19 protein-coding genes are annotated in these 19,071 nt (G+C 39.1%); 18 read left to right on the forward strand and 1 reads right to left on the reverse strand.

All coding sequences use genetic code 11. The features are described from left to right. From rlmN to NYE67_RS04770, 6 genes are read left to right on the forward strand one after another with little or no spacing between them, the layout of a single operon-like run. Positions 1-1,149 carry a 23S rRNA (adenine(2503)-C(2))-methyltransferase RlmN gene (gene rlmN / locus NYE67_RS04745; RefSeq protein WP_340727188.1) on the forward strand — a complete coding sequence of 383 codons (1,149 nt, stop codon included), beginning with the start codon at positions 1-3 and terminating at the stop codon, positions 1,147-1,149. A 10-nt stretch (positions 1,150-1,159) separates the two neighbouring features. Further along, entirely contained in the window at positions 1,160-1,906 is a 747-nt protein-coding gene (locus NYE67_RS04750) for a Stp1/IreP family PP2C-type Ser/Thr phosphatase (protein ID WP_340727189.1), read from the forward strand. A gap of 2 nt (positions 1,907-1,908) precedes the next feature. Next, complete coding sequence (gene pknB, locus NYE67_RS04755; RefSeq protein ID WP_340729340.1) at positions 1,909-3,867, forward strand: Stk1 family PASTA domain-containing Ser/Thr kinase; 1,959 nt, start codon at positions 1,909-1,911, stop codon at positions 3,865-3,867. Between the two features lie 12 nt (positions 3,868-3,879). Continuing rightward, positions 3,880-4,761: a ribosome small subunit-dependent GTPase A gene (gene rsgA / locus NYE67_RS04760; protein WP_340729341.1), complete on the forward strand. Its 882-nt coding sequence runs from the start codon at positions 3,880-3,882 to the stop codon at positions 4,759-4,761. A gap of 2 nt (positions 4,762-4,763) precedes the next feature. Then, positions 4,764-5,429 carry a ribulose-phosphate 3-epimerase gene (rpe, locus tag NYE67_RS04765; RefSeq protein ID WP_340729342.1) on the forward strand — a complete coding sequence of 222 codons (666 nt, stop codon included), beginning with the start codon at positions 4,764-4,766 and terminating at the stop codon, positions 5,427-5,429. Continuing rightward, positions 5,426-6,055, forward strand: a complete 630-nt coding sequence (locus NYE67_RS04770; RefSeq protein WP_340729343.1) for a thiamine diphosphokinase — start codon at positions 5,426-5,428, stop codon at positions 6,053-6,055. The genes rpe and NYE67_RS04770 overlap by 4 nt, the downstream gene beginning before the upstream one ends. 195 nt (positions 6,056-6,250) lie before the next feature. Here the strand turns inward: NYE67_RS04770 and rpmB are convergent, their stop codons facing one another. Then, positions 6,251-6,439 carry a 50S ribosomal protein L28 gene (gene rpmB, locus NYE67_RS04775; protein WP_004227417.1) on the reverse strand — a complete coding sequence of 63 codons (189 nt, stop codon included), beginning with the start codon at positions 6,437-6,439 and terminating at the stop codon, positions 6,251-6,253. 217 nt (positions 6,440-6,656) lie between these two features. Here rpmB and NYE67_RS04780 point away from each other — a divergent pair, with 217 nt between their 5' ends. From NYE67_RS04780 to rnc, 12 genes are all read left to right on the forward strand, one after another. Continuing rightward, complete coding sequence (locus tag NYE67_RS04780) at positions 6,657-7,532, forward strand: diacylglycerol/lipid kinase family protein (protein WP_340729344.1); 876 nt, start codon at positions 6,657-6,659, stop codon at positions 7,530-7,532. 220 nt (positions 7,533-7,752) lie between these two features. After that, positions 7,753-8,115 carry an Asp23/Gls24 family envelope stress response protein gene (locus tag NYE67_RS04785; protein ID WP_008403339.1) on the forward strand — a complete coding sequence of 121 codons (363 nt, stop codon included), beginning with the start codon at positions 7,753-7,755 and terminating at the stop codon, positions 8,113-8,115. A gap of 18 nt (positions 8,116-8,133) precedes the next feature. After that, positions 8,134-9,780, forward strand: coding sequence for a DAK2 domain-containing protein (locus NYE67_RS04790; protein ID WP_340729345.1), 1,647 nt, complete (start codon positions 8,134-8,136; stop codon positions 9,778-9,780). A 273-nt stretch (positions 9,781-10,053) separates the two neighbouring features. Then, positions 10,054-10,716 carry an L-serine ammonia-lyase, iron-sulfur-dependent subunit beta gene (gene sdaAB, locus NYE67_RS04795; protein ID WP_191698445.1) on the forward strand — a complete coding sequence of 221 codons (663 nt, stop codon included), beginning with the start codon at positions 10,054-10,056 and terminating at the stop codon, positions 10,714-10,716. Between the two features lie 11 nt (positions 10,717-10,727). Beyond that, positions 10,728-11,648, forward strand: a complete 921-nt coding sequence (sdaAA, locus tag NYE67_RS04800) for an L-serine ammonia-lyase, iron-sulfur-dependent, subunit alpha (protein WP_191698444.1) — start codon at positions 10,728-10,730, stop codon at positions 11,646-11,648. 144 nt (positions 11,649-11,792) lie between these two features. Then, positions 11,793-13,832 (forward strand): ATP-dependent DNA helicase RecG, encoded by a 2,040-nt coding sequence (gene recG / locus NYE67_RS04805; protein ID WP_340729346.1) that lies wholly within the window; start codon positions 11,793-11,795, stop codon positions 13,830-13,832. A 142-nt stretch (positions 13,833-13,974) separates the two neighbouring features. Beyond that, positions 13,975-14,538, forward strand: coding sequence for a transcription factor FapR (gene fapR / locus NYE67_RS04810; RefSeq protein WP_340727199.1), 564 nt, complete (start codon positions 13,975-13,977; stop codon positions 14,536-14,538). A 5-nt stretch (positions 14,539-14,543) separates the two neighbouring features. After that, entirely contained in the window at positions 14,544-15,539 is a 996-nt protein-coding gene (gene plsX, locus NYE67_RS04815) for a phosphate acyltransferase PlsX (protein ID WP_340729347.1), read from the forward strand. A gap of 24 nt (positions 15,540-15,563) precedes the next feature. Further along, a complete protein-coding gene (gene fabD / locus NYE67_RS04820) occupies positions 15,564-16,517 on the forward strand; it encodes an ACP S-malonyltransferase (protein ID WP_340729348.1) in 954 nt (317 codons plus the stop codon). Continuing rightward, complete coding sequence (fabG, locus tag NYE67_RS04825) at positions 16,508-17,254, forward strand: 3-oxoacyl-[acyl-carrier-protein] reductase (protein WP_340727202.1); 747 nt, start codon at positions 16,508-16,510, stop codon at positions 17,252-17,254. Before fabD ends, fabG begins: the two co-directional genes overlap by 10 nt. Positions 17,255-17,556: 302 nt before the next feature. Further along, positions 17,557-17,793 carry an acyl carrier protein gene (gene acpP / locus NYE67_RS04830; RefSeq protein ID WP_191698438.1) on the forward strand — a complete coding sequence of 79 codons (237 nt, stop codon included), beginning with the start codon at positions 17,557-17,559 and terminating at the stop codon, positions 17,791-17,793. 516 nt (positions 17,794-18,309) lie between these two features. Continuing rightward, positions 18,310-19,071 carry a ribonuclease III gene (gene rnc, locus NYE67_RS04835; RefSeq protein ID WP_191698437.1) on the forward strand — a complete coding sequence of 254 codons (762 nt, stop codon included), beginning with the start codon at positions 18,310-18,312 and terminating at the stop codon, positions 19,069-19,071.

Genomic DNA, 19,071 nt, shown 5'->3' on the forward strand with positions numbered 1-19,071 from the left:
ATGGAGCAAGAACAATTAAAACAATTTGATGAACGAATTCAGGATTTAGTGGAAGAAACAGCAGATAAGCCAGTGCGCCGTGTGAAAAAAGAAAAGCCTCAGTTAAAACCTTCAATCTACTCATTGCGTCTAGATGAAATGAAAGAATGGTTAACAACAAACGGGGAAAAAGCTTTCCGTGCAGGGCAAATTTATGAATGGCTATATGAAAAGCGTGTCCAAACATTTGAGGATATGTCAAACTTACCGAAAGCATTACGTGAAAAGCTAGAGGCGGAGTTTGCTTTAACGACGCTTTCAACAATTATTAAACAGGAATCAAAAGACGGTACAATTAAGTTTTTATTCCAATTGCAAGATGGTTATTCTATCGAAACAGTATTAATGCGTCATGATTACGGAAATTCAATCTGTGTTACGACTCAAGTAGGCTGCCGGATTGGCTGTACATTCTGTGCCTCAACTTTAGGCGGTTTAAAACGTCACTTAATGGCTGGTGAAATTGTTGAGCAAGTTGTAAAAGTGCAGCAACAATTAGATGAAACCGATGAACGTGTATCCTCAATCGTAATTATGGGAATTGGTGAGCCATTCGATAACTATGACGCGATGATGAACTTCCTGAAAATCATGAATGATGACAAAGGTCTAAATATCGGTGCACGTCATATTACCGTTTCAACATCTGGTATCGTACCGAAAATTTATGAATTTGCTGATGAAGGCATGCAAATTAACTTTGCTGTATCACTTCACGCGCCAAATCAGGAAGCACGCCAAAAACTAATGCCAATTGCGAAAGCATATAAATTAGAAGAGTTGATGGAAGCGGTAAAATACTATACGAAGAAATCTGGACGCCGTGTTACATTTGAATATGGTCTAATGTCTGGAGAAAATGACACAGAAGAAGTAGCGTTAGAGCTTGCCAAGCTTATTAAAAATATTAAATGCCATGTCAACTTAATCCCTATTAACTACGTACCGGAGCGCGATTATATTCGTACGTCACGCAGTAAGATTTTTGCCTTTGAAAAAACGCTTAAAGAGCAAGGTATTAACGTAACGATCCGTCGTGAGCAAGGTGCGGATATTGCAGCTGCTTGTGGCCAGTTACGTGCACAGGAACGATCACACGAAACAAAGTAGGTGGACTATAGTGAACTTTACAGTGGAAAGTGATATTGGGTTAAAGCGAAAAATAAATGAAGATCGGGCCGCGTTTTTTGAGCGTCCCGATCATTTTAAGCTTGCAATTTTAGCAGATGGTATGGGTGGACATAATGCAGGTGATGTTGCAAGTGAGATGGCCATCACGGAAATGCACAGGCTTTTTAAACTGGTGGATGCTCAAGATTTTGCATCGAAACAACTAAAGTTGGAATGGTTACGCAATGCGGTTTCACATATTAATCAAAAAATTTATCAATATTCCTTAACACATGAAAATTGTCAAGGTATGGGAACGACGATGATTGCGGCGCTGCTTGATGAAAATGAATGCCTTATTAGTCATGTAGGCGATAGTCGTGTTTACCATTTTGCAGATGAAAAAGTAAAGTTAGTAACAAGAGATCATTCTTACGTAAATATTTTATTGGAAAATGGAGAAATTAGTGAAGAAGAGGCACTAAATCATCCTCAGAAAAATTTCATTTTAAAAGCATTAGGTACAGAAATTTCAATTGAACCGGATTTTTATGAATTGACTTTATCGAATGAAGCCTATTTACTCATTTGTTCAGATGGTCTAAGCAATAAGCTGACGACAACAGAAATGGCAACAATTATTACGCCCCAAATCTCCATAGAAGAAAAGGGGAAAAAATTAGTGCAACTAGCAAATGACCGTGGTGGCGAAGATAATATTTCCCTTATTTTAATGACAACGGTGCAGGAGGTGTAGCAATGCTTGTAGGAAAACATATAAGTGGCCGTTATAAGATATTACAATTAATTGGCGGAGGCGGTATGTCAAATGTGTATTTAGCACATGACATTATTTTAGGTCGAGATGTCGCGATCAAAATTTTACGCTATGATTTAGCAAATGAAGAAGAATTGCACCGTCGTTTTCAGCGTGAGGCATTGTCCGCTACAAGTTTAACAAATCCAAATATCGTTAGCATTTATGATGTTGGCGAAGATGGGGATATGCACTATATTGTTATGGAATATATTAAAGGGAAAACATTGAAACAATACATACAGGAGTTTTCACCTTTATCGGCAGCGCGGAGTGTTCATATTATGAAACAGCTTACTTCTGCGATTGCACATGCTCATGAGAATGGTATTATTCACCGGGATATTAAGCCGCAAAATATATTAATGGATGAAGAAGGCAATGTGAAAATTACCGATTTTGGGATTGCGACATCGCTTGGAGCTACAAGCTTTACTCAAACAAATTCGGTCATAGGAACAGTTCATTACTTATCGCCAGAGCAGGCGCGTGGCGGCATTGCAACGATGAAATCCGATATTTATGCACTCGGTATCGTGCTATATGAGTTGTTAACAGGGGAATTGCCATTTTCGGGTGAATCAGCTGTTTCAATTGCTTTAAAGCACTTACAGACAGAAACACCGTCTGTTCGGGAATTTGATGCGAGCATTCCGCAAAGTGTAGAGAATATCGTATTAAAAGCAACTTCAAAAGATGCGAACCACCGATACAGGAGCGCAGAAGAAATGGAAGAAGATTTAGATACTTGTTTATCCATTCAACGAGTGAATGAGCCTAAATTTGTACCACCTGTAGATGACGGTGCAACAAAGCTGATTCCAATTATTAAAGACCCTAAACCTGCAGTAGCATCTGTTCAGCAACCATCCACAGGTTTGACGGAACAAACAGTACGCATGGAAACAGACTCGACAGTGCAACATCAGGAGCAGAAGAAACAAAAAAAGAAAAAATGGCCGCTAATTGTCGGTATACTGGCTGCTTTAGCGATAATTTTTACTGTCATAGCATTTATGATGACACCGAATAAAGTCGTAATAGAAGATGTGACAAACGAAACATTAGAGGATGCCATCCGTATTTTACAGGAACAAGGCTTTGTTATTGGTGAACAAGAGGAACGTAATTCTGAAGAGATTGAAGCGGGAAGAGTTATTGAAACAGATCCAATTGCCGGCCGCGAAAGAGAAAAAGGTTCGGAAATAGATTTAATTGTCAGCATTGGAAAAGCACCTATAGCTATGACGAATTTTGTAGGTACCCAACGCGATCAAGCTGCTGCTCTCTTAAAGGACTTTAAAAGCGTTAAATTTGAAGAAGAATATTCAGCCGAGCATGTGGCAGGCGAAATTATTGAGCAATCACCTGAAGCGGGAGAAGAAGTGCTCATCAATGAAACAGACGTTGTATTGACGGTTAGTAAAGGAAAAGAAGTTGTAGAGGTTCGAAATTTACTTACTTTTAACGAAGCCAACCGCAAAGAATACGAACTTAGCTCAGGCTTTAAAGTGAATGTGACAGGTGAAGAGCATTCGGATAAACCAGTTGGAGAAGTAATTAGGCAAACACCAAAGGCTGGCACGACGCTTGAAAAGGGTGGAACGATTAATGTAGTCGTTTCTAAAGGACCACAGGCAAAAAAAGAAAAGTCATATAAAGATACAATTGAAATCCCGTACGAACCAGCTGAAGAAGGTATGGAACAAACGGTAACGATTTATATTCAGGATAAATCACGTTCGATGGTAGAGCCTGTAGAAACGTTTACGATTACCGAAAACACAATGTATCAAATCGAGCTATTTATTGTCGAAGGTGATAAAGCGGCGTACCGAATTGATCGTGATAACAGTGTCATTGAAAATAAGACAATTACGTATGAAGAATTAGTGGAATAGAGGAGGAATTAGATGGCGAAAGCCCAAATTCGAAAAGCATTAAGTGGCTATTATTATGTTGAAAAAGAAGGCAAATTAATTCAATGCCGTGGACGTGGGATTTTCCGTAATCGCGGAGAATCTCCACTTGTCGGTGACTTTGTAGAATATTCGTATGATGGAGAATCGGATGGTTCTATTGATAAAATTTTGGAACGACAAAATGAGTTAGTTCGGCCACCGATTGCGAATGTTGATCAGGCATTACTTGTATTTTCCGCAAAAGAACCTGACTTTAATACGGTTTTGCTTGATCGATTTTTAGTCGTGCTTGAATCGTTCCAAGTACAACCGATTATTATTTTAACAAAGATGGATTTATTGAATGATGCGGAACGTTCGCGTTTACAAACATATATCGATGACTATAAAGAAATCGGCTATGAGATTATTGAAACTTATATTGATGATCCTACATTACTGGAGAAAATCAAGCCGTTTCTACAAGATAAGACATCAGTGCTTGCCGGACAGTCAGGTGTTGGGAAGTCAACCTTATTAAATACATTACTTCCTGAATTGGATTTGAAGACAGGCATTATTTCAAAAAGCTTAGGGCGTGGGAAACATACAACACGCCATGTTGAGCTTATTGAAGTTTGTGGTGGATTGTTGGCGGATACACCGGGCTTTAGTTCATTTGATTTTGATATGATTGAAAAGGAAGAACTGACATCTTGTTTACCGGAGTTCGAGCGAATCAGCGAGAATTGTAAGTTCCGTGGTTGCCTACATATTAAGGAGCCGAAATGTGCGGTAAAACAAGCGGTAGAAGCTGGTGAAATTCGACCTTACCGTTATGAGCATTACGAACAAATTTTACAAGAAATTATCGATCGAAAGCCGAGGTATTAGACATGATTAAAATTGCACCATCGATTTTAGCAGCAGATTTCGCAAAGCTGGGACAAGAAGTGAAAGAAGTAGAGGCAGCAGGAGCAGAATTGATTCATATCGATGTAATGGACGGTCATTTTGTACCGAATATTTCATTCGGTGCGATTGCACTAGAAGCGATTCGCCCGCTCTCTACTTTACCGATGGACGTACATTTAATGATTGAAAATCCAGACCAATATATTGAGCAATTTGCTAAAGCAGGAGCAGATTATATTACTGTTCATGTGGAAGCATGCCGTCATCTGCACCGTACAATCCAATTGATTCGTTCTTACGGTGTAAAGCCAGGTGTCGTGTTAAATCCACATACACCGATTGAAGCGATTCAGCACGTTTTAGAAGATATAGATATGGTATTATTTATGACTGTAAACCCAGGATTTGGTGGGCAGAAGTTCATCGAATCAGTAGTACCAAAAGTAGAAGCGTTATCAAAAATTATTAAAGAACGCGGTTTAAATATTGAAATCGAAATTGACGGTGGCATTAATGCAGAAACAATTGTCCCGTGTGCTAAAGCAGGAGCAACGGTTTTTGTAGCGGGCTCTGCCATTTATAGTAAAGAAGATCGCGCACAGGCTTTACAGGAAATTAAACAAGCAGGACTAGCGGCAATCCAGTGATTGTAGCAATCTGCTCAGGCGGCCCTATCCATGAGGTCGCCTTTTCTTTAATGCCTGACATATGGATTGGGGTTGACCGGGGGGCTTTATATTTAATCGACGAAGGCATTTACCCAAATCATATAGTAGGAGATTTTGATTCAGTTACCGCGGAGGAGTTTGCGCGAATATCCGAAGCTATTGATCATATTGAACAATTTCAGGCAGAAAAGGACGAAACAGATACAGATTTGGCATTGCAAAAAGCACTAACCTATGAGCCGACGGAAGTATTATTGACTGGTGTTACAGGTGGTCGCTTAGATCATTATGAAGCAACATTACGATCTGTATCTTTCATGCAGCAACAATATCCTCATATAGTATTTAAGATTATTAATTCCCAAAATAGCATTCAATTTTTACTCCCGGGTACACATCTGTTAGAACAATCTAATTATTCATATGTTTCCTTTTTTTCATATGGAAAGACACTTCAAAATGTGACATTGCGCGGTGTTAAATATGAAACACTTAATGAAGTGATTGAGCAAGGAACGTCGCGTTTTACAAGCAATGAAATAATAGACGAAGGGTCTATTTCGTTTACGGGTGGCATATGTTTAATGATAAAGAGTAAAGATTAAGGAGGAACAACACTGAAAGTCTATACATTTCAAATGCCGAAATGGTTAAGTGGGGTCGCGAGAGGCTGCGTGAAGTTGTTTCGTAAAGAAAAGAAAGAAAAATAAAGTTCCTGACTACAGCTCATAAAGAATGGGGGCTGTAGTTTTTTGCATAAAAATAGAGTACCAGCAAGAGAGCCGATACTCTATACGCGATTAAACGCGTTCGATTTTACCTGATTTTAAAGCACGAGCAGAAACCCATACACGTTTTGGCTTACCGTCAACTAAGATACGAACTTTTTGAAGGTTAGCACCCCAAGTACGTTTGTTAGCGTTCATAGCGTGTGAACGGTTGTTGCCTGTACGAGCTTTACGGCCAGTAATTACGCATTGTTTTGGCATTGTAAAATTCCTCCTTACAGCTGAATCTGAAATCTTTATTTCAGTTCGTTATTTCACATACCATAATAATTTAACATACCAAAGCAATGAGTGCAAGACATTTTACATAACCTTTCAAGAAAAAAACCTTTACACCCTATTTGAAATTATAGATTAAAAATTCCGGATAAAAGGTAAATAGAATATATGAAAAATATATTTTATTGGGGGAATTTACATGAAAAAATGTATGGTCATTATAAATCCGTCTTCAGGAAAAGAGAAAGCGTTAGAATATGAAAAAAAAATTATTGCCCAATTACATAACTATGAAGTGGTGATGAAAGAAACAATGGGTGAAGGGGATGCGACCCGATTTGCTAAAAAGGCATGTGATGAGAACTATGACACAATCATTTTAGTAGGAGGAGATGGAACATTAAATGAGGGGATCAATGGTATTGCTGAACAGCCGCACAGACCGGTTGTTGGGATTGTCCCATTAGGAACAGTGAATGACTTTGCACGCGCGTTAAATATTTCCCTCGATCCTGATGAAGCGATCGCTTTACTTGGAGGGCGTACAAGAAAGGCGGATATCGGTAAGGTCAATGATAAATATTTTACAAACATTATTGCCATTGGTTCATTAGCGGAAGCAGTAGGAGAGGTGTCGGTAGAGCAAAAAACATCACTTGGTGCCCTTGCCTATTTATTTGAGGGCGTAAAAGCAGCGATCGAAAATGACTCTTGTAATATAGAAATAACAGCAAACGGACAAACTTATAAAGAGGATATAATGATTTTTATATGTGTGTTAACCAACTCTGTCGGCAGTTTCCGACAAATCAATGAAGATGCTGACACGTCAGATGGTCTACTGCACGGTTTTATCGTGAAGAGCACCAATACATTACAGGTAGTCGGTACAGCTAAAAACCTTATAACAGGCAACCATGAGAAGGACGATAATATAACAAAATTTGATGCACAGGAAATTCAAATTAAAGCGGATCAATCACTTCCTTTAAATGTCGATGGTGACTTAATCAGTCAATTACCTGCAAAAATCTCAGTTTTGCATAATCATATCGAATTTTATTGTAATAATTAACATTATTAATAATGCTCCCGTATAACAATTGGATTTTGTCGAATACTCAAATTAACAAGTTTAAATAATTCTATATAAGAATGGAAATTTTTGAAATAAAAAAATTGAAGTTTGTTAAAAAGATGACTTCAAGCTAGACGGGGATGAACGTTTTCTTTTATAATCAACTTTTGTGTAGTACAATATAAATTAGTTAAATAGAGCCAAGGGGGCATTCACTATGTCAGTAGAATTAAATAACGAATTCGGTCATATTGATATTTCCAATGATGTTATTGCTCAAATTGCTGGTGGAGCAGCGATTGAATGTTATGGCATTGTAGGCATGGCATCAAAACATCAAATTCGTGATGGATTAACAGATATTTTACGAAAAGAGAATTTTGCTAAAGGTGTGCTCATCCGCCAAGAAGGTGATGACTTACATATTGATATGTACATTATTGTAAGCTACGGTACAAAAATTTCTGAGATCGCTTATCAAGTACAATCAAAAGTAAAATATACAGTAAATAAAACATTAGGTATGAGCGTTAAATCAGTTAATATTTTTGTACAGGGCGTTCGTGTTGCGAATGTGTAAGAGGAGGAAATGAATCGAATGAAGTCTTTAGACGGAATTAAATTTGCTGAAATGGTCCAAATGGGTGCACATCACCTATACCAAAATGCAGCATATGTTGATTCACTAAATGTATTCCCTGTGCCGGATGGTGATACAGGGACAAATATGAATTTATCAATGACATCTGGTGCAGATGAAACAGAAGCAAATGTAAATGCACATATCGGTAAAACGGCGCAAGCGCTATCAAAGGGCTTACTTATGGGAGCTCGGGGTAACTCAGGTGTAATTTTATCTCAATTATTCCGTGGTTTCGGTAAAGCAATCGAAAAAGATGCTGAAATTGATGCAAAGGGCTTAGCGAATGCTTTCCAAGCAGGCGTAGATACTGCCTATAAAGCCGTTATGAAACCAGTGGAAGGTACAATTTTAACGGTAGCACGTGAAGCTGCGGCAAAAGGTGTCGAAGTAGCAGAAACGGAAGATAATATGATTACGCTAATGGAAGCATTTATCGAAGAAGCCAAGCAATCATTAAATCGCACACCGGATCTTTTACCAGTACTAAAAGAGGTTGGTGTTGTGGATAGTGGTGGCCAAGGCTTACTATTTGTTTACGAAGGATTCCTTGCTTCAATGAAAGGTGAACCTTTACCAGCGAAAAATGAATCTTCATTAGATGATTTAATCAATGCTGAACACCATCGTGTACAGGATTTCATGGACACATCTGATATTGAATTCGGATACTGTACAGAAATCATGGTGCGCTTTGAAGAAGATAAAACGCCATTTGACGAAGAGCAGTTCCGCCAAGAGTTAAATCCAATGGGTGATTCATTATTAGTCATTTCAGATGATGAAATTGCGAAAGTACATATTCACTCGGAAACTCCTGGAGCCGTACTTGCAGCTGGTCAAAAATATGGTAGTCTTATTAAAATTAAGGTAGATAATATGCGTGAACAGCATTCTGCTATCGTAAATGATGCACCAAAAGCACCTGCTAAACAGCAAAAAGCAAAAGTTCCATATGCAATTGTAACGATTGCAATGGGTGAAGGTGTTTCAAATTTATTACGTTCAATCGGTGCTTCTTATGTAATAGAAGGCGGACAAACAATGAATCCTTCTACTGAGGATATCGTAAAAGCTGTTCAGGAAATTGGTGCAGAACGTGTATTAATTTTACCGAATAACAAAAATATTATTATGGCAGCAGAACAAGCAGTTGAGCTTCTGGAAATTGAAGCTGCTGTTGTGCCAACAAAAACAATTCCTCAAGGGATGGCAGCTATTTTAGCATTCAATCCTGCCGAGTCGGTTGAGGATAATAAAAATAACATGACATCAGGTTTTGCTCATGTGAAGACAGGTCAAGTAACATTTGCAGTACGCGATACATCGATTGATGGTGTTGAAATCCGCAAAGATGATTACATGGCATTAGCTGAAGGTAAAATTATTTTATCGACTCCTGAAATGATGGATGCAGCGAAAAAAGTGCTTGAAGGATTAATGGATGAAGATTCGGAAATCGTTACAATCATTTTTGGTGAAGATGCAACAGCAGAGCAGGCAGATGAATTACAAAACTTTATCGAAGAAAATTACCCGGATGCAGAAGTGGAAATTGTTGAAGGTAAGCAATCCCTTTACCCATTCATACTTTCTGTAGAATAAATAGTAAAAAGCTACTGGGATCATACGAAAAACATCAATTATTTCTCTTTGTGAGAAAAATTGATGTTTTTCTGTTTGCAATCATGATTTAATTTACGAAGTAACCTATAATAAGTGAATTTTCTCCGTTTATTTTTCAATCCGGAATGATAAGGGTATTTCTCCTTATAATGGTTATTATTCTGTTTTAACAACAAGAAGTTTGTTAATTGCAGAGAAAATGAGTACACTAGATGTATATGAAAGTATGAAAGAAAATGGGGGATTATCATTATGAAATTTACATCAGTTTTTGATATTATCGGTCCAGTTATGATTGGGCCATCCTCTTCACATACAGCTGGTGCAGCACGCATTGGTCGTGTCGCGCGTGATTTGTTCGGACGTCAACCTAAATGGGTAAAAATTTATTTATATGGTTCATTTGCTGAAACTTATCGAGGGCATGGCACTGATGTCGCTATTGTCGGAGGATTACTCGACTATGATACAGATGACGAACGTATTAAAACAGCTTTTGCCGAAGCGGAAAAAGCCGGTTTGCAATTTGAATTTATTCCAGAAACAGCAAATAAAGAACATCCAAATACAGCACGTCTTTTAATGGGCGATGATGAGTCGGAAATGAGTGTTGAAGGTATTTCAATTGGCGGCGGTAAAATTGAAATTAGCGAAGTGAATGGCTTTAAACTGCGACTTACAGGAGGAATGCCGGCTATTTTAGTCGTGCATGATGACCGTGCAGGATGTATCGCAAACGTAGCTAATTGCTTAGCGATGCATGACGTAAATATTGGGCATATGGAAGTATCACGTATAGAACGTGGCTTAACTGCTTTAATGGTTATTGAAGTTGATCAGAATATAGATCAGCGTCTACTAGAGCAAATTTCTTACATCCCGCACATTACAAAAGTTTCAAAAATTAATAATTAAGGGGTGACAAAATGGATGTATTATTTCGTAGTGTTCGAGAATTGGTGGAATTAGCAGAGAAAGAAGGAAAGCTAATTTCTGAATTAATGATAGAGCAGGAAATGTTAATTACAGGCCGTACTCGTGAGGAAATTTTTGCGCAGATGGATCGTAACCTGACAATCATGGAAGAAGCGGTTGAGCGCGGCTTAAAAGGAGTACAGTCCGTAACAGGTTTAACTGGTGGAGATGCTGTACTCATTCAAAATTATATTAAAAAAGGCAATTCATTAGCCGGAGATCTTTTACTTGATGCTGTCAGCAAAGCGGTTGCTACAAATGAAGTAAATGCGGCAATGGGTACAATTTGTGCGACTCCGACTGCAGGTTCTGCGGGAGTAGTTCCGGGGACATTATTTGCAGTTCAGAATAAATTAAATCCGACGCGTGAACAAATGATCCGCTATTTATTCACTTCAGGGGCATTTGGTTTTATCGTGGCAAACAATGCCTCGATTTCAGGAGCAGAAGGTGGCTGTCAGGCGGAAGTAGGAAGTGCATCCGCAATGGCTGCTGCAGCGATTGTCGAAATGGCTGGAGGAACTGCTCAGCAAAGTTCGGAAGCATTCGCAATTACATTGAAAAATATGCTTGGTTTAGTGTGTGATCCGGTTGCCGGCTTAGTAGAAGTACCATGTGTAAAGAGAAATGCAATGGGTGCATCGAATTCACTTGTTGCAGCGGATATGGCGTTGGCAGGTGTGACTAGCCGCATACCGTGTGATGAAGTTATTGGTGCAATGTACCGTATCGGTCAGGCAATGAGCCCGAACTTAAAAGAAACGGCTCGTGGCGGCTTAGCGGCAACACCGACTGGTAAAGCGATTACACATGCAATTTTTGAAGGTGGAGATTTAAAGAGCCTGTTAAAATCACGTGTAAACAGCAATTAGTATTTGAATGTATAGAGGTTTATTTGTTTGTGTTAAAGATCTTTCAGATTTTTAGCACAAGCTTTTTTTCATTTGAAAGAGAACGTATGCACCTATTTTATGCTATTCTTAAGGAACAAATATTTCGTAAAGGAAGTGTCGAAAATGATCCATGAGCCAGTTTCACAATTAAAGGGTATCGGAAAAGAAACAGCTGAAAATTTGATGAAAATTGGCATACATACCGTTCATGATTTGATTTGGACATTTCCGTATCGCCATGAAGATTTTCGATTGAAGGATTTAACAGAAACCCCACATAACGAACGTGTCACTATTGAAGCGCGTGTTGAAAGTGAGCCAACAGTATTATTTTTAGGGAAAAATAAATCCCGACTTCAATTTACGGCACTCGCAGGAAGACATTTAATAAAAGTAGTGTTTTTCAATCAGAACTATTTGCGGCAAAAGCTGTTAACGGGCAATATTATTACGGTGACAGGGAAATGGGATCGTGGACGTCAAGTAATTGTAGGATCCACTGTTACATTTGGTCCAAAAACCGATCAGATAGATTTTGAGCCGGTATATAGTTTAAAGGGAAATATCCAGCAAAAGCGATTTCGTAAATATATGCGACAAGCATTAGATACTGTAAAGGATCAATTGCCTGAAACATTGCCAAGTGTACTGCGTGAAAATTATCAATTAGTTAATATTCATGATGCATTGGAAGGTGTGCATTTCCCACTAAATGCTGAACATGCAAAACAGGCGCGCCGTCGTTTTGTTTATGAGGAGCTATTACAATTTCAACTGCGTATTCAAGCCTTAAGAAAAGCGAATAAGGAAAATGAAAAGGGAATTTCAATTCGTTTTGATTTAGAAAAATTAAAGGAGTTTATCGCTACATTACCATATGAGTTGACAGGTGCCCAAAAGCGAGTGGTCAATGAAATATGTAAAGACTTACTGCTTCCACAGCGCATGAACCGGCTCTTACAAGGGGATGTAGGTTCCGGTAAGACTGTTGTGGCTGCAATCGGTCTTTATGCTGCGGTAACAGCAGGCTATCAAGGGGCTTTAATGGCACCAACCGAGATTTTGGCAGAGCAACATGCTGAAAACTTACATATGTGGTTTGATGCAATTGGTGTCAAGGTCGCATTGTTATCTGGCTCTACAAAAGTTAAGGCCCGTCGTGAATTATTGGCACAGCTGGCAGCAGGTGAAATCGATATACTGATTGGTACACATGCATTGATTCAGCCAGATGTCGAATTTCATAACTTAGGGTTTGTAATTACAGATGAACAGCACCGTTTTGGGGTAGAACAACGTCGAGTATTACGGGAAAAGGGAGAAAGTCCGGATGTTATGTTTATGACTGCTACTCCCATTCCGCGTACATTGGCGATTACAGCTTTTGGTGAAATGGATGTTTCCATTATCGATGAGCTGCCTGCAGGACGTAAGGAAATCGAAACACACTGGCTAAAGAAAGAGCAGTTAAATAGTGTATTAATGCGGATGAAACAAGAGCTTGTATCCGGTCGCCAAGCGTATGTTATTACGCCGTTAATTGAAGAATCGGATAAGCTTGATGTGCAAAATGCAGTTGAAGCATATGAACAGTTAAAAGCTTACTTCGGCAATCAGTTTGAAATAGGGCTCATGCATGGGCGCTTACATTCTGATGAAAAGGATGCGGTGATGCGCGGATTTAGTGAAGGGAAAATCCATGTTCTTGTTTCAACGACCGTAGTTGAAGTAGGGGTAAATGTTCCCAATGCTACATTTATGACAATTTATGATGCGGAACGATTTGGTTTAGCCCAACTTCACCAGCTCCGTGGACGTGTTGGCCGGGGAGAGCATCAATCGTATTGCGTGCTCATAGCGGATCCAAAAACAGATGAAGGTAAAGAGCGCATGATGAGCATGACAGAGACGAATGACGGATTCCGTTTAGCTGAAAAAGATTTGGAACTTCGAGGCTCCGGAGATTTTTTTGGGAAGCGTCAAAGTGGGTTGCCTGAATTTAAATTGGCTGATCTCGTTCATGATTACCGTGCATTGGAAACTGCAAGACAAGATGCTGCTAAAATGCTGTATGAAGAAGCGTTTTGGCACGATGCTGAATATGAGTACCTCCGTAAAGAGTTAGAAGATTCCGGCGTTCTGCAAGGTGAACGAATAGATTAGTTATTGGTACAGCTAGAAACACAGGTTTTTTAGGAACGCAGCAAAAATATGTTGCGTTCCTTTTTTTATACCTGTATATTGATATTAGTACCAAGTGCTAATACTAATCTTTTATAAAATTAAAGGTAGGTAACAAATACGTATGAAGCGTTCCAAAAAAGAGCGACAGTCATTGTTGACTGAAAAAATCGCCGACAATCCTTTCGTTACTGATGAACAATTAGCAGCTGAATTTAATGTGAGCGTTCAAACGATTCGACTGGATCGGATGGAACTTGCAATCCCGGAATTACGGGAGCGTATTAAAGATGTTGCTGCTAAAAAATATGACGAAGTAAAATCTTTGCCACTAGATGAAGTCATCGGTGAAATTATTGATATTGAATTGGATAACCGGGCTATCTCCATTTTTGATGTTGGAGATGAACATGTATTCCAACGCAATGGCATAGCACGTGGGCATCATTTATTTGCACAGGCCAACTCTTTGGCGGTGGCGGTAATTGATGACGAGCTTGCCCTTACAGTAAAATCAAATGTTGCTTTCGTAAAGCCAGTTCGTGCGGGTGACCGTGTCGTAACGAAAGCAATTGTAAAAGGGAAAAACTCTGAAAAAAATCGTACATTTGTTGAAGTGATTTCTTCTGTTGATAACGAATTGGTTTTTAAAGGGGAATTTGAAATGTACCGTACGAAAGGTGAATAAACAATATGAAAATAGCAGTAGACGGCATGGGTGGAGACAACGCCCCACAAGCTATCGTAGAAGGTGTGTTACTAGCACTTGAAGACTTTCAGAATATAACAATCGATTTATATGGTGACGAACAAAAGATGGCGCCATATTTAAAAAAACATGATCGTTTAACAATCGTGCATTGCGGTGAGGTAGTGGAAGCCGAGGATGATCCGGCACGTGCTGTACGTCGTAAAAAGGATTCATCAATGGCACGTATGCTGGATGCTGTTGCTGAAGGGAAGGCAGATGCCTGTCTATCAGCAGGAAATACAGGAGCTTTAATGGCGGGTGGTCTGTTTAAAGTAGGTCGTATTGACGGAGTATCACGCCCTGCATTAGCAACGACATTGCCAACGATGAATGGGGACGGCTTTTTAATGCTGGATCTAGGTGCCAATGCGGATGCAAAAGCCGAAAATTTACTTCAGTTTGCTATTATGGGCGATATTTATGTAAAGCAAGTGCGCGCTCAAAAGGCACCGCGTATTGGATTGCTGAATATCGGAACAGAAGATAAAAAAGGCAATGAGCTGACAAAATCTGCATTTACATTGTTGAAGGATACAGACTTTAATTTCAAGGGTAACGTGGAAGCACGTGAATTATTAAATGGCGTGGCAGACGTTGTCGTTACAGATGGTTTTACAGGTAATATGGTCCTGAAAACAATCGAAGGAACTGCGGGTACAATATTCAAAATGTTGAAAGAAACACTGTTTTCTACAACAAAAACGAAAATCGCAGCTGCTTTAGTGAAAAATGATTTAAAACAACTTAAAGATAAAATGGACTACACAGAATATGGTGGTGCAGCATTATTCGGGTTGAAAGCACCGGTAATTAAGGCGCATGGTTCATCGAATGCACGTGCGATTTACAGTGCCATTCGCCAGGCGACGATTATGGTAGAGCATGAAGTATGTGAAACGATTGCCAAAACAATCGAGCAAATGCCAAAGCCAGAATAAGAACTTCACAAAGGGGATTATTTAATGACAAAAATTGCTTTTATTTTTCCGGGACAAGGTTCACAAACTGTGGGAATGGGCGCGGAGTTCGTTGCAAATGATGAAAAGAGCAGACAATTTTATGAGCGAGCAAATGAAGTGCTGCAACTTCCATTGTCGGACTATATGCTGAACGGTCCTCAAGAAACATTAACTCTCACTTACCATGCGCAGCCTGCTTTATTAACAACAGGGGTAATGATTGCCAACAAACTGATGGATGCAGGCATTACACCGCATTATACAGCGGGGCATTCACTGGGTGAGTATAGTGCATTTGTTATTTCAGAAGTAATTAGTTTTGAGGATGCAGTAAAAACGGTTCATGAGCGTGGAGTGTTTATGGACGAGGCAGTACCTGCTGGTCAGGGAGCGATGGCAGCGATTTTAGCGTTAGATGGAGAAAAACTGGACGTTATATGCCAACAAGTTTCCGCTGAAGGTGAAGTTGTGCAAGTAGCAAACTTCAATTGCCCGGGCCAAATTGTGATTTCAGGGACGAAACAAGGTGTGGACGAAGCGTGTAAAAGAGCAAAGGAAGCAGGAGCGAAACGGGCATTGCCATTAGTCGTAAGTGGTCCATTCCATAGTTCATTAATGCAGAAAGCTGCACATAACTTAAAAAATACAGTAGCTAATTTAACATTGCAATTACCGAAAATCCCGGTTGTAAGCAATGTTACTTCAGAGCTATTAACAACAGTTGAAGTAATTGAAGAAGAAATGGTTGCACAAGTTACAAGTTCAGTAAAATGGGAGCAAAACATTGAAAAGCTGATTGCAGAAGGTGTAACAATTTTTATTGAATGTGGACCTGGAAAAGTATTATCAGGTTTAGTGAAAAAAATTGACCGCAATGTACAAACATATTGTGTTTATGATGAGGCGAGTTTAACGCAAGTTGTCGAAGCATCAAAGGAGTGGAAACAATGGGTTTAGGTGGTAAATGTGCAGTCGTAACAGGGGCATCACGCGGTATTGGACGCGCTATAGCGTTGCAATTGGCAAGCGAAGGGGCTAAAGTGGTTGTCAATTATAGTGGCAGTGAGCAAAAGGCACTGGAAGTTGTAGAAGAGATTAAAAATAATGGCGGAGAAGCGATTGCGGTACAGGCAAACGTTGCAGAATCCGATTCCGTTCAACACTTAATGAAAACAGCAATTGATACATATGGATCAATTGATATTCTAGTAAATAATGCAGGTATAACTCGCGATAATTTATTAATGCGTATGAAAGAAAATGAATGGGATGACGTCATTGATACGAATTTAAAAGGCGTTTTCTTATGTACAAAAGCGGTAACACGTCAAATGATGAAGCAGCGTGCAGGTCGTATTATTAATATTTCCTCTATAGTTGGTGTAGCAGGAAATGCAGGACAGGCAAATTACGTTGCAGCAAAGGCCGGCGTTATCGGATTGACGAAAACAACTGCCCAAGAGCTTGCATCACGTAATATTTTAGTAAATGCAATCGCTCCAGGTTTCATCACAACTGAAATGACAGAAGCATTGCCGGAAGAAATAAAAGAAACGATGCTAAAGCAAATTCCATTAGCGAAACTAGGTCAACCGGAAGATATCGCAAAAGCAGTAGTGTTCTTTGCATCAGACAGTGCCAATTATATTACAGGGCAAACACTGCAAATAGACGGCGGCATGGTGATGGCTTAGTATTATTGAAATATTATAAGTTGCAGATTGTAAATATTTATGGAAGACTTAGCGAAATGAGCTCGAGTGTAGCTGTCGGCTGTCGCCTTTCGCTACAAGCAAGCTTCCTACGGGAATAGCGGGACTGCCGATACACCGCAGGAAATTTATTTGCGACGAAAGCGAAAGCGACAGGAGCACCGTAGCGACGAGGAGGATTGGCACCGCCCGTGAAAAGCGAGCTCTAATTTCGCTTGTTAGTAGTAGAAACCATTATTTATTTATATTATTAAAGCAGCATTCATTGAGGGGAGGTGACTGATTTGTCTACAGTATTTGAGCGTGTTTCAAAAGTTATCGTTGACCGTTTAGGCGTTGACGAAAGCGAAGTGAAATTAGAAGCATCATTCCGTGAGGATTTAGGTGCAGATTCATTAGACGTTGTTGAGTTAGTAATGGAACTTGAAGATGAGTTCGATATGGAAATTTCTGATGAAGATGCAGAAAAAATTGCTACAGTTGGTAATGCAATTTCATACATCGAAAGCAAAATTAGCTAATTCATAGAATTATTGGGGCTGTATTAAGTCGATTTGACTTTAATACAGCCCTTTTACGTATTGGGGAGATAACGGAGGAATTTTGCTTATTTGAAATTAGTCTCGCAGCAAAATATAAGTTTTCAGTACCCTCCTAAAATAAGGGGAGCTTTTACCGTTATTTAAATGATGTAGCTCATTTTTAGGATAAATAAAGGAACGTTTTACCGTTATTTCAAATAAAATCGTGAAATTTCATGACTTTTAGGTCAATAACGGAAATTCCTTCCGTTATTTATCTCATTATGCAATTCATTCTCCCTCCCCAACCTATGATGATAAACCACTTATTTTACTTTCCCTTCCAACCAAAATTCAAGAAGAGGGTAATTAACTGATTTTTCAGGGGAATTGCCCGATTTTATTGGATAAACAAAATAAAAAGGATTTCGGAACTATTTTGGCTGATACCCTTTGCACAATACTATATAACAAGGTAAACTAAACGTGAGAAACTAATAGGAAGGCAGAAACTCTATGACCCAAAGAAGAAAAGGGAACAACCACAAACCTGGTGTACTCCCTGATAAAGTAAAATCACAATTCCAAATTTTCCAAGACGAAATGAATATTCATTTTCAAAATAAAGCTTTATTATATCAAGCTTTTACGCATTCATCCTATGTGAATGAGCATCGCCGCAAACTATTTACGGACAACGAACGATTAGAATTTTTAGGGGACGCTGTACTAGAATTATCTGTATCCAAATATTTATTTGAAAAATTCCCAAATATGAGTGAAGGTGAGCTAACTAAATTACGTGCATCAATTGTATGTGAGCCATCGCTCGTTGTATTTGCGAATGAACTTGATTTTGGACAATATGTTTTATTAGGTAAAGGGGAAGAGCTAACTGGTGGTCGTGAACGTCCAGCACTACTTGCTGACGTATTTGAATCATTTATTGGTGCCCTTTATTTAGATCAAGGCTTAGATGTAGTTGTCGCCTTTTTAGAGCGTATCGTATTCCCTAAAGTTGAAGTCGGTGCTTTTTCGCATGTGATGGATTTTAAAAGTCAATTGCAAGAAATTATACAGCAAACAAATAACGGTCTTTTATACTACGAAATTGTTGATGAAAAAGGTCCGGCACACAATAGAACGTTTGTTTCTCGTGTGCTGCTAAATGATGACGAATTAGGTATTGGCCGTGGAAAATCAAAGAAAGAGGCTGAGCAGCAAGCGGCGCAGAGTGCCATGCTGATGCTTAAGCAGTCAAAGCAAGAGGGGGAATAA

The organism is Solibacillus sp. FSL W8-0474, assembly GCF_038004065.1.
GTDB lineage: Bacteria > Bacillota > Bacilli > Bacillales_A > Planococcaceae > Solibacillus > Solibacillus faecavium.

Bases quoted from the DNA above. Each gene is read 5' to 3' on its own strand.
- NYE67_RS04780 (WP_340729344.1), top strand. From the start codon at position 6,657: ATGAAAAAATGTATGGTCATTATAAATCCGTCTTCAGGAAAAGAGAAA.
- pknB (WP_340729340.1), top strand. From the start codon at position 1,909: ATGCTTGTAGGAAAACATATAAGTGGCCGTTATAAGATATTACAATTA.
- sdaAB (WP_191698445.1), top strand. From the start codon at position 10,054: ATGAAATTTACATCAGTTTTTGATATTATCGGTCCAGTTATGATTGGG.
- NYE67_RS04785 (WP_008403339.1), top strand. From the start codon at position 7,753: ATGTCAGTAGAATTAAATAACGAATTCGGTCATATTGATATTTCCAAT.
- fabG (WP_340727202.1), top strand. From the start codon at position 16,508: ATGGGTTTAGGTGGTAAATGTGCAGTCGTAACAGGGGCATCACGCGGT.
- recG (WP_340729346.1), top strand. From the start codon at position 11,793: ATGATCCATGAGCCAGTTTCACAATTAAAGGGTATCGGAAAAGAAACA.
- fabD (WP_340729348.1), top strand. From the start codon at position 15,564: ATGACAAAAATTGCTTTTATTTTTCCGGGACAAGGTTCACAAACTGTG.
- plsX (WP_340729347.1), top strand. From the start codon at position 14,544: ATGAAAATAGCAGTAGACGGCATGGGTGGAGACAACGCCCCACAAGCT.
- NYE67_RS04790 (WP_340729345.1), top strand. From the start codon at position 8,134: ATGAAGTCTTTAGACGGAATTAAATTTGCTGAAATGGTCCAAATGGGT.
- sdaAA (WP_191698444.1), top strand. From the start codon at position 10,728: ATGGATGTATTATTTCGTAGTGTTCGAGAATTGGTGGAATTAGCAGAG.
- rpe (WP_340729342.1), top strand. From the start codon at position 4,764: ATGATTAAAATTGCACCATCGATTTTAGCAGCAGATTTCGCAAAGCTG.
- rlmN (WP_340727188.1), top strand. From the start codon at position 1: ATGGAGCAAGAACAATTAAAACAATTTGATGAACGAATTCAGGATTTA.
- rsgA (WP_340729341.1), top strand. From the start codon at position 3,880: ATGGCGAAAGCCCAAATTCGAAAAGCATTAAGTGGCTATTATTATGTT.
- fapR (WP_340727199.1), top strand. From the start codon at position 13,975: ATGAAGCGTTCCAAAAAAGAGCGACAGTCATTGTTGACTGAAAAAATC.
- rnc (WP_191698437.1), top strand. From the start codon at position 18,310: ATGACCCAAAGAAGAAAAGGGAACAACCACAAACCTGGTGTACTCCCT.
- rpmB (WP_004227417.1), bottom strand. From the start codon at position 6,439: ATGCCAAAACAATGCGTAATTACTGGCCGTAAAGCTCGTACAGGCAAC.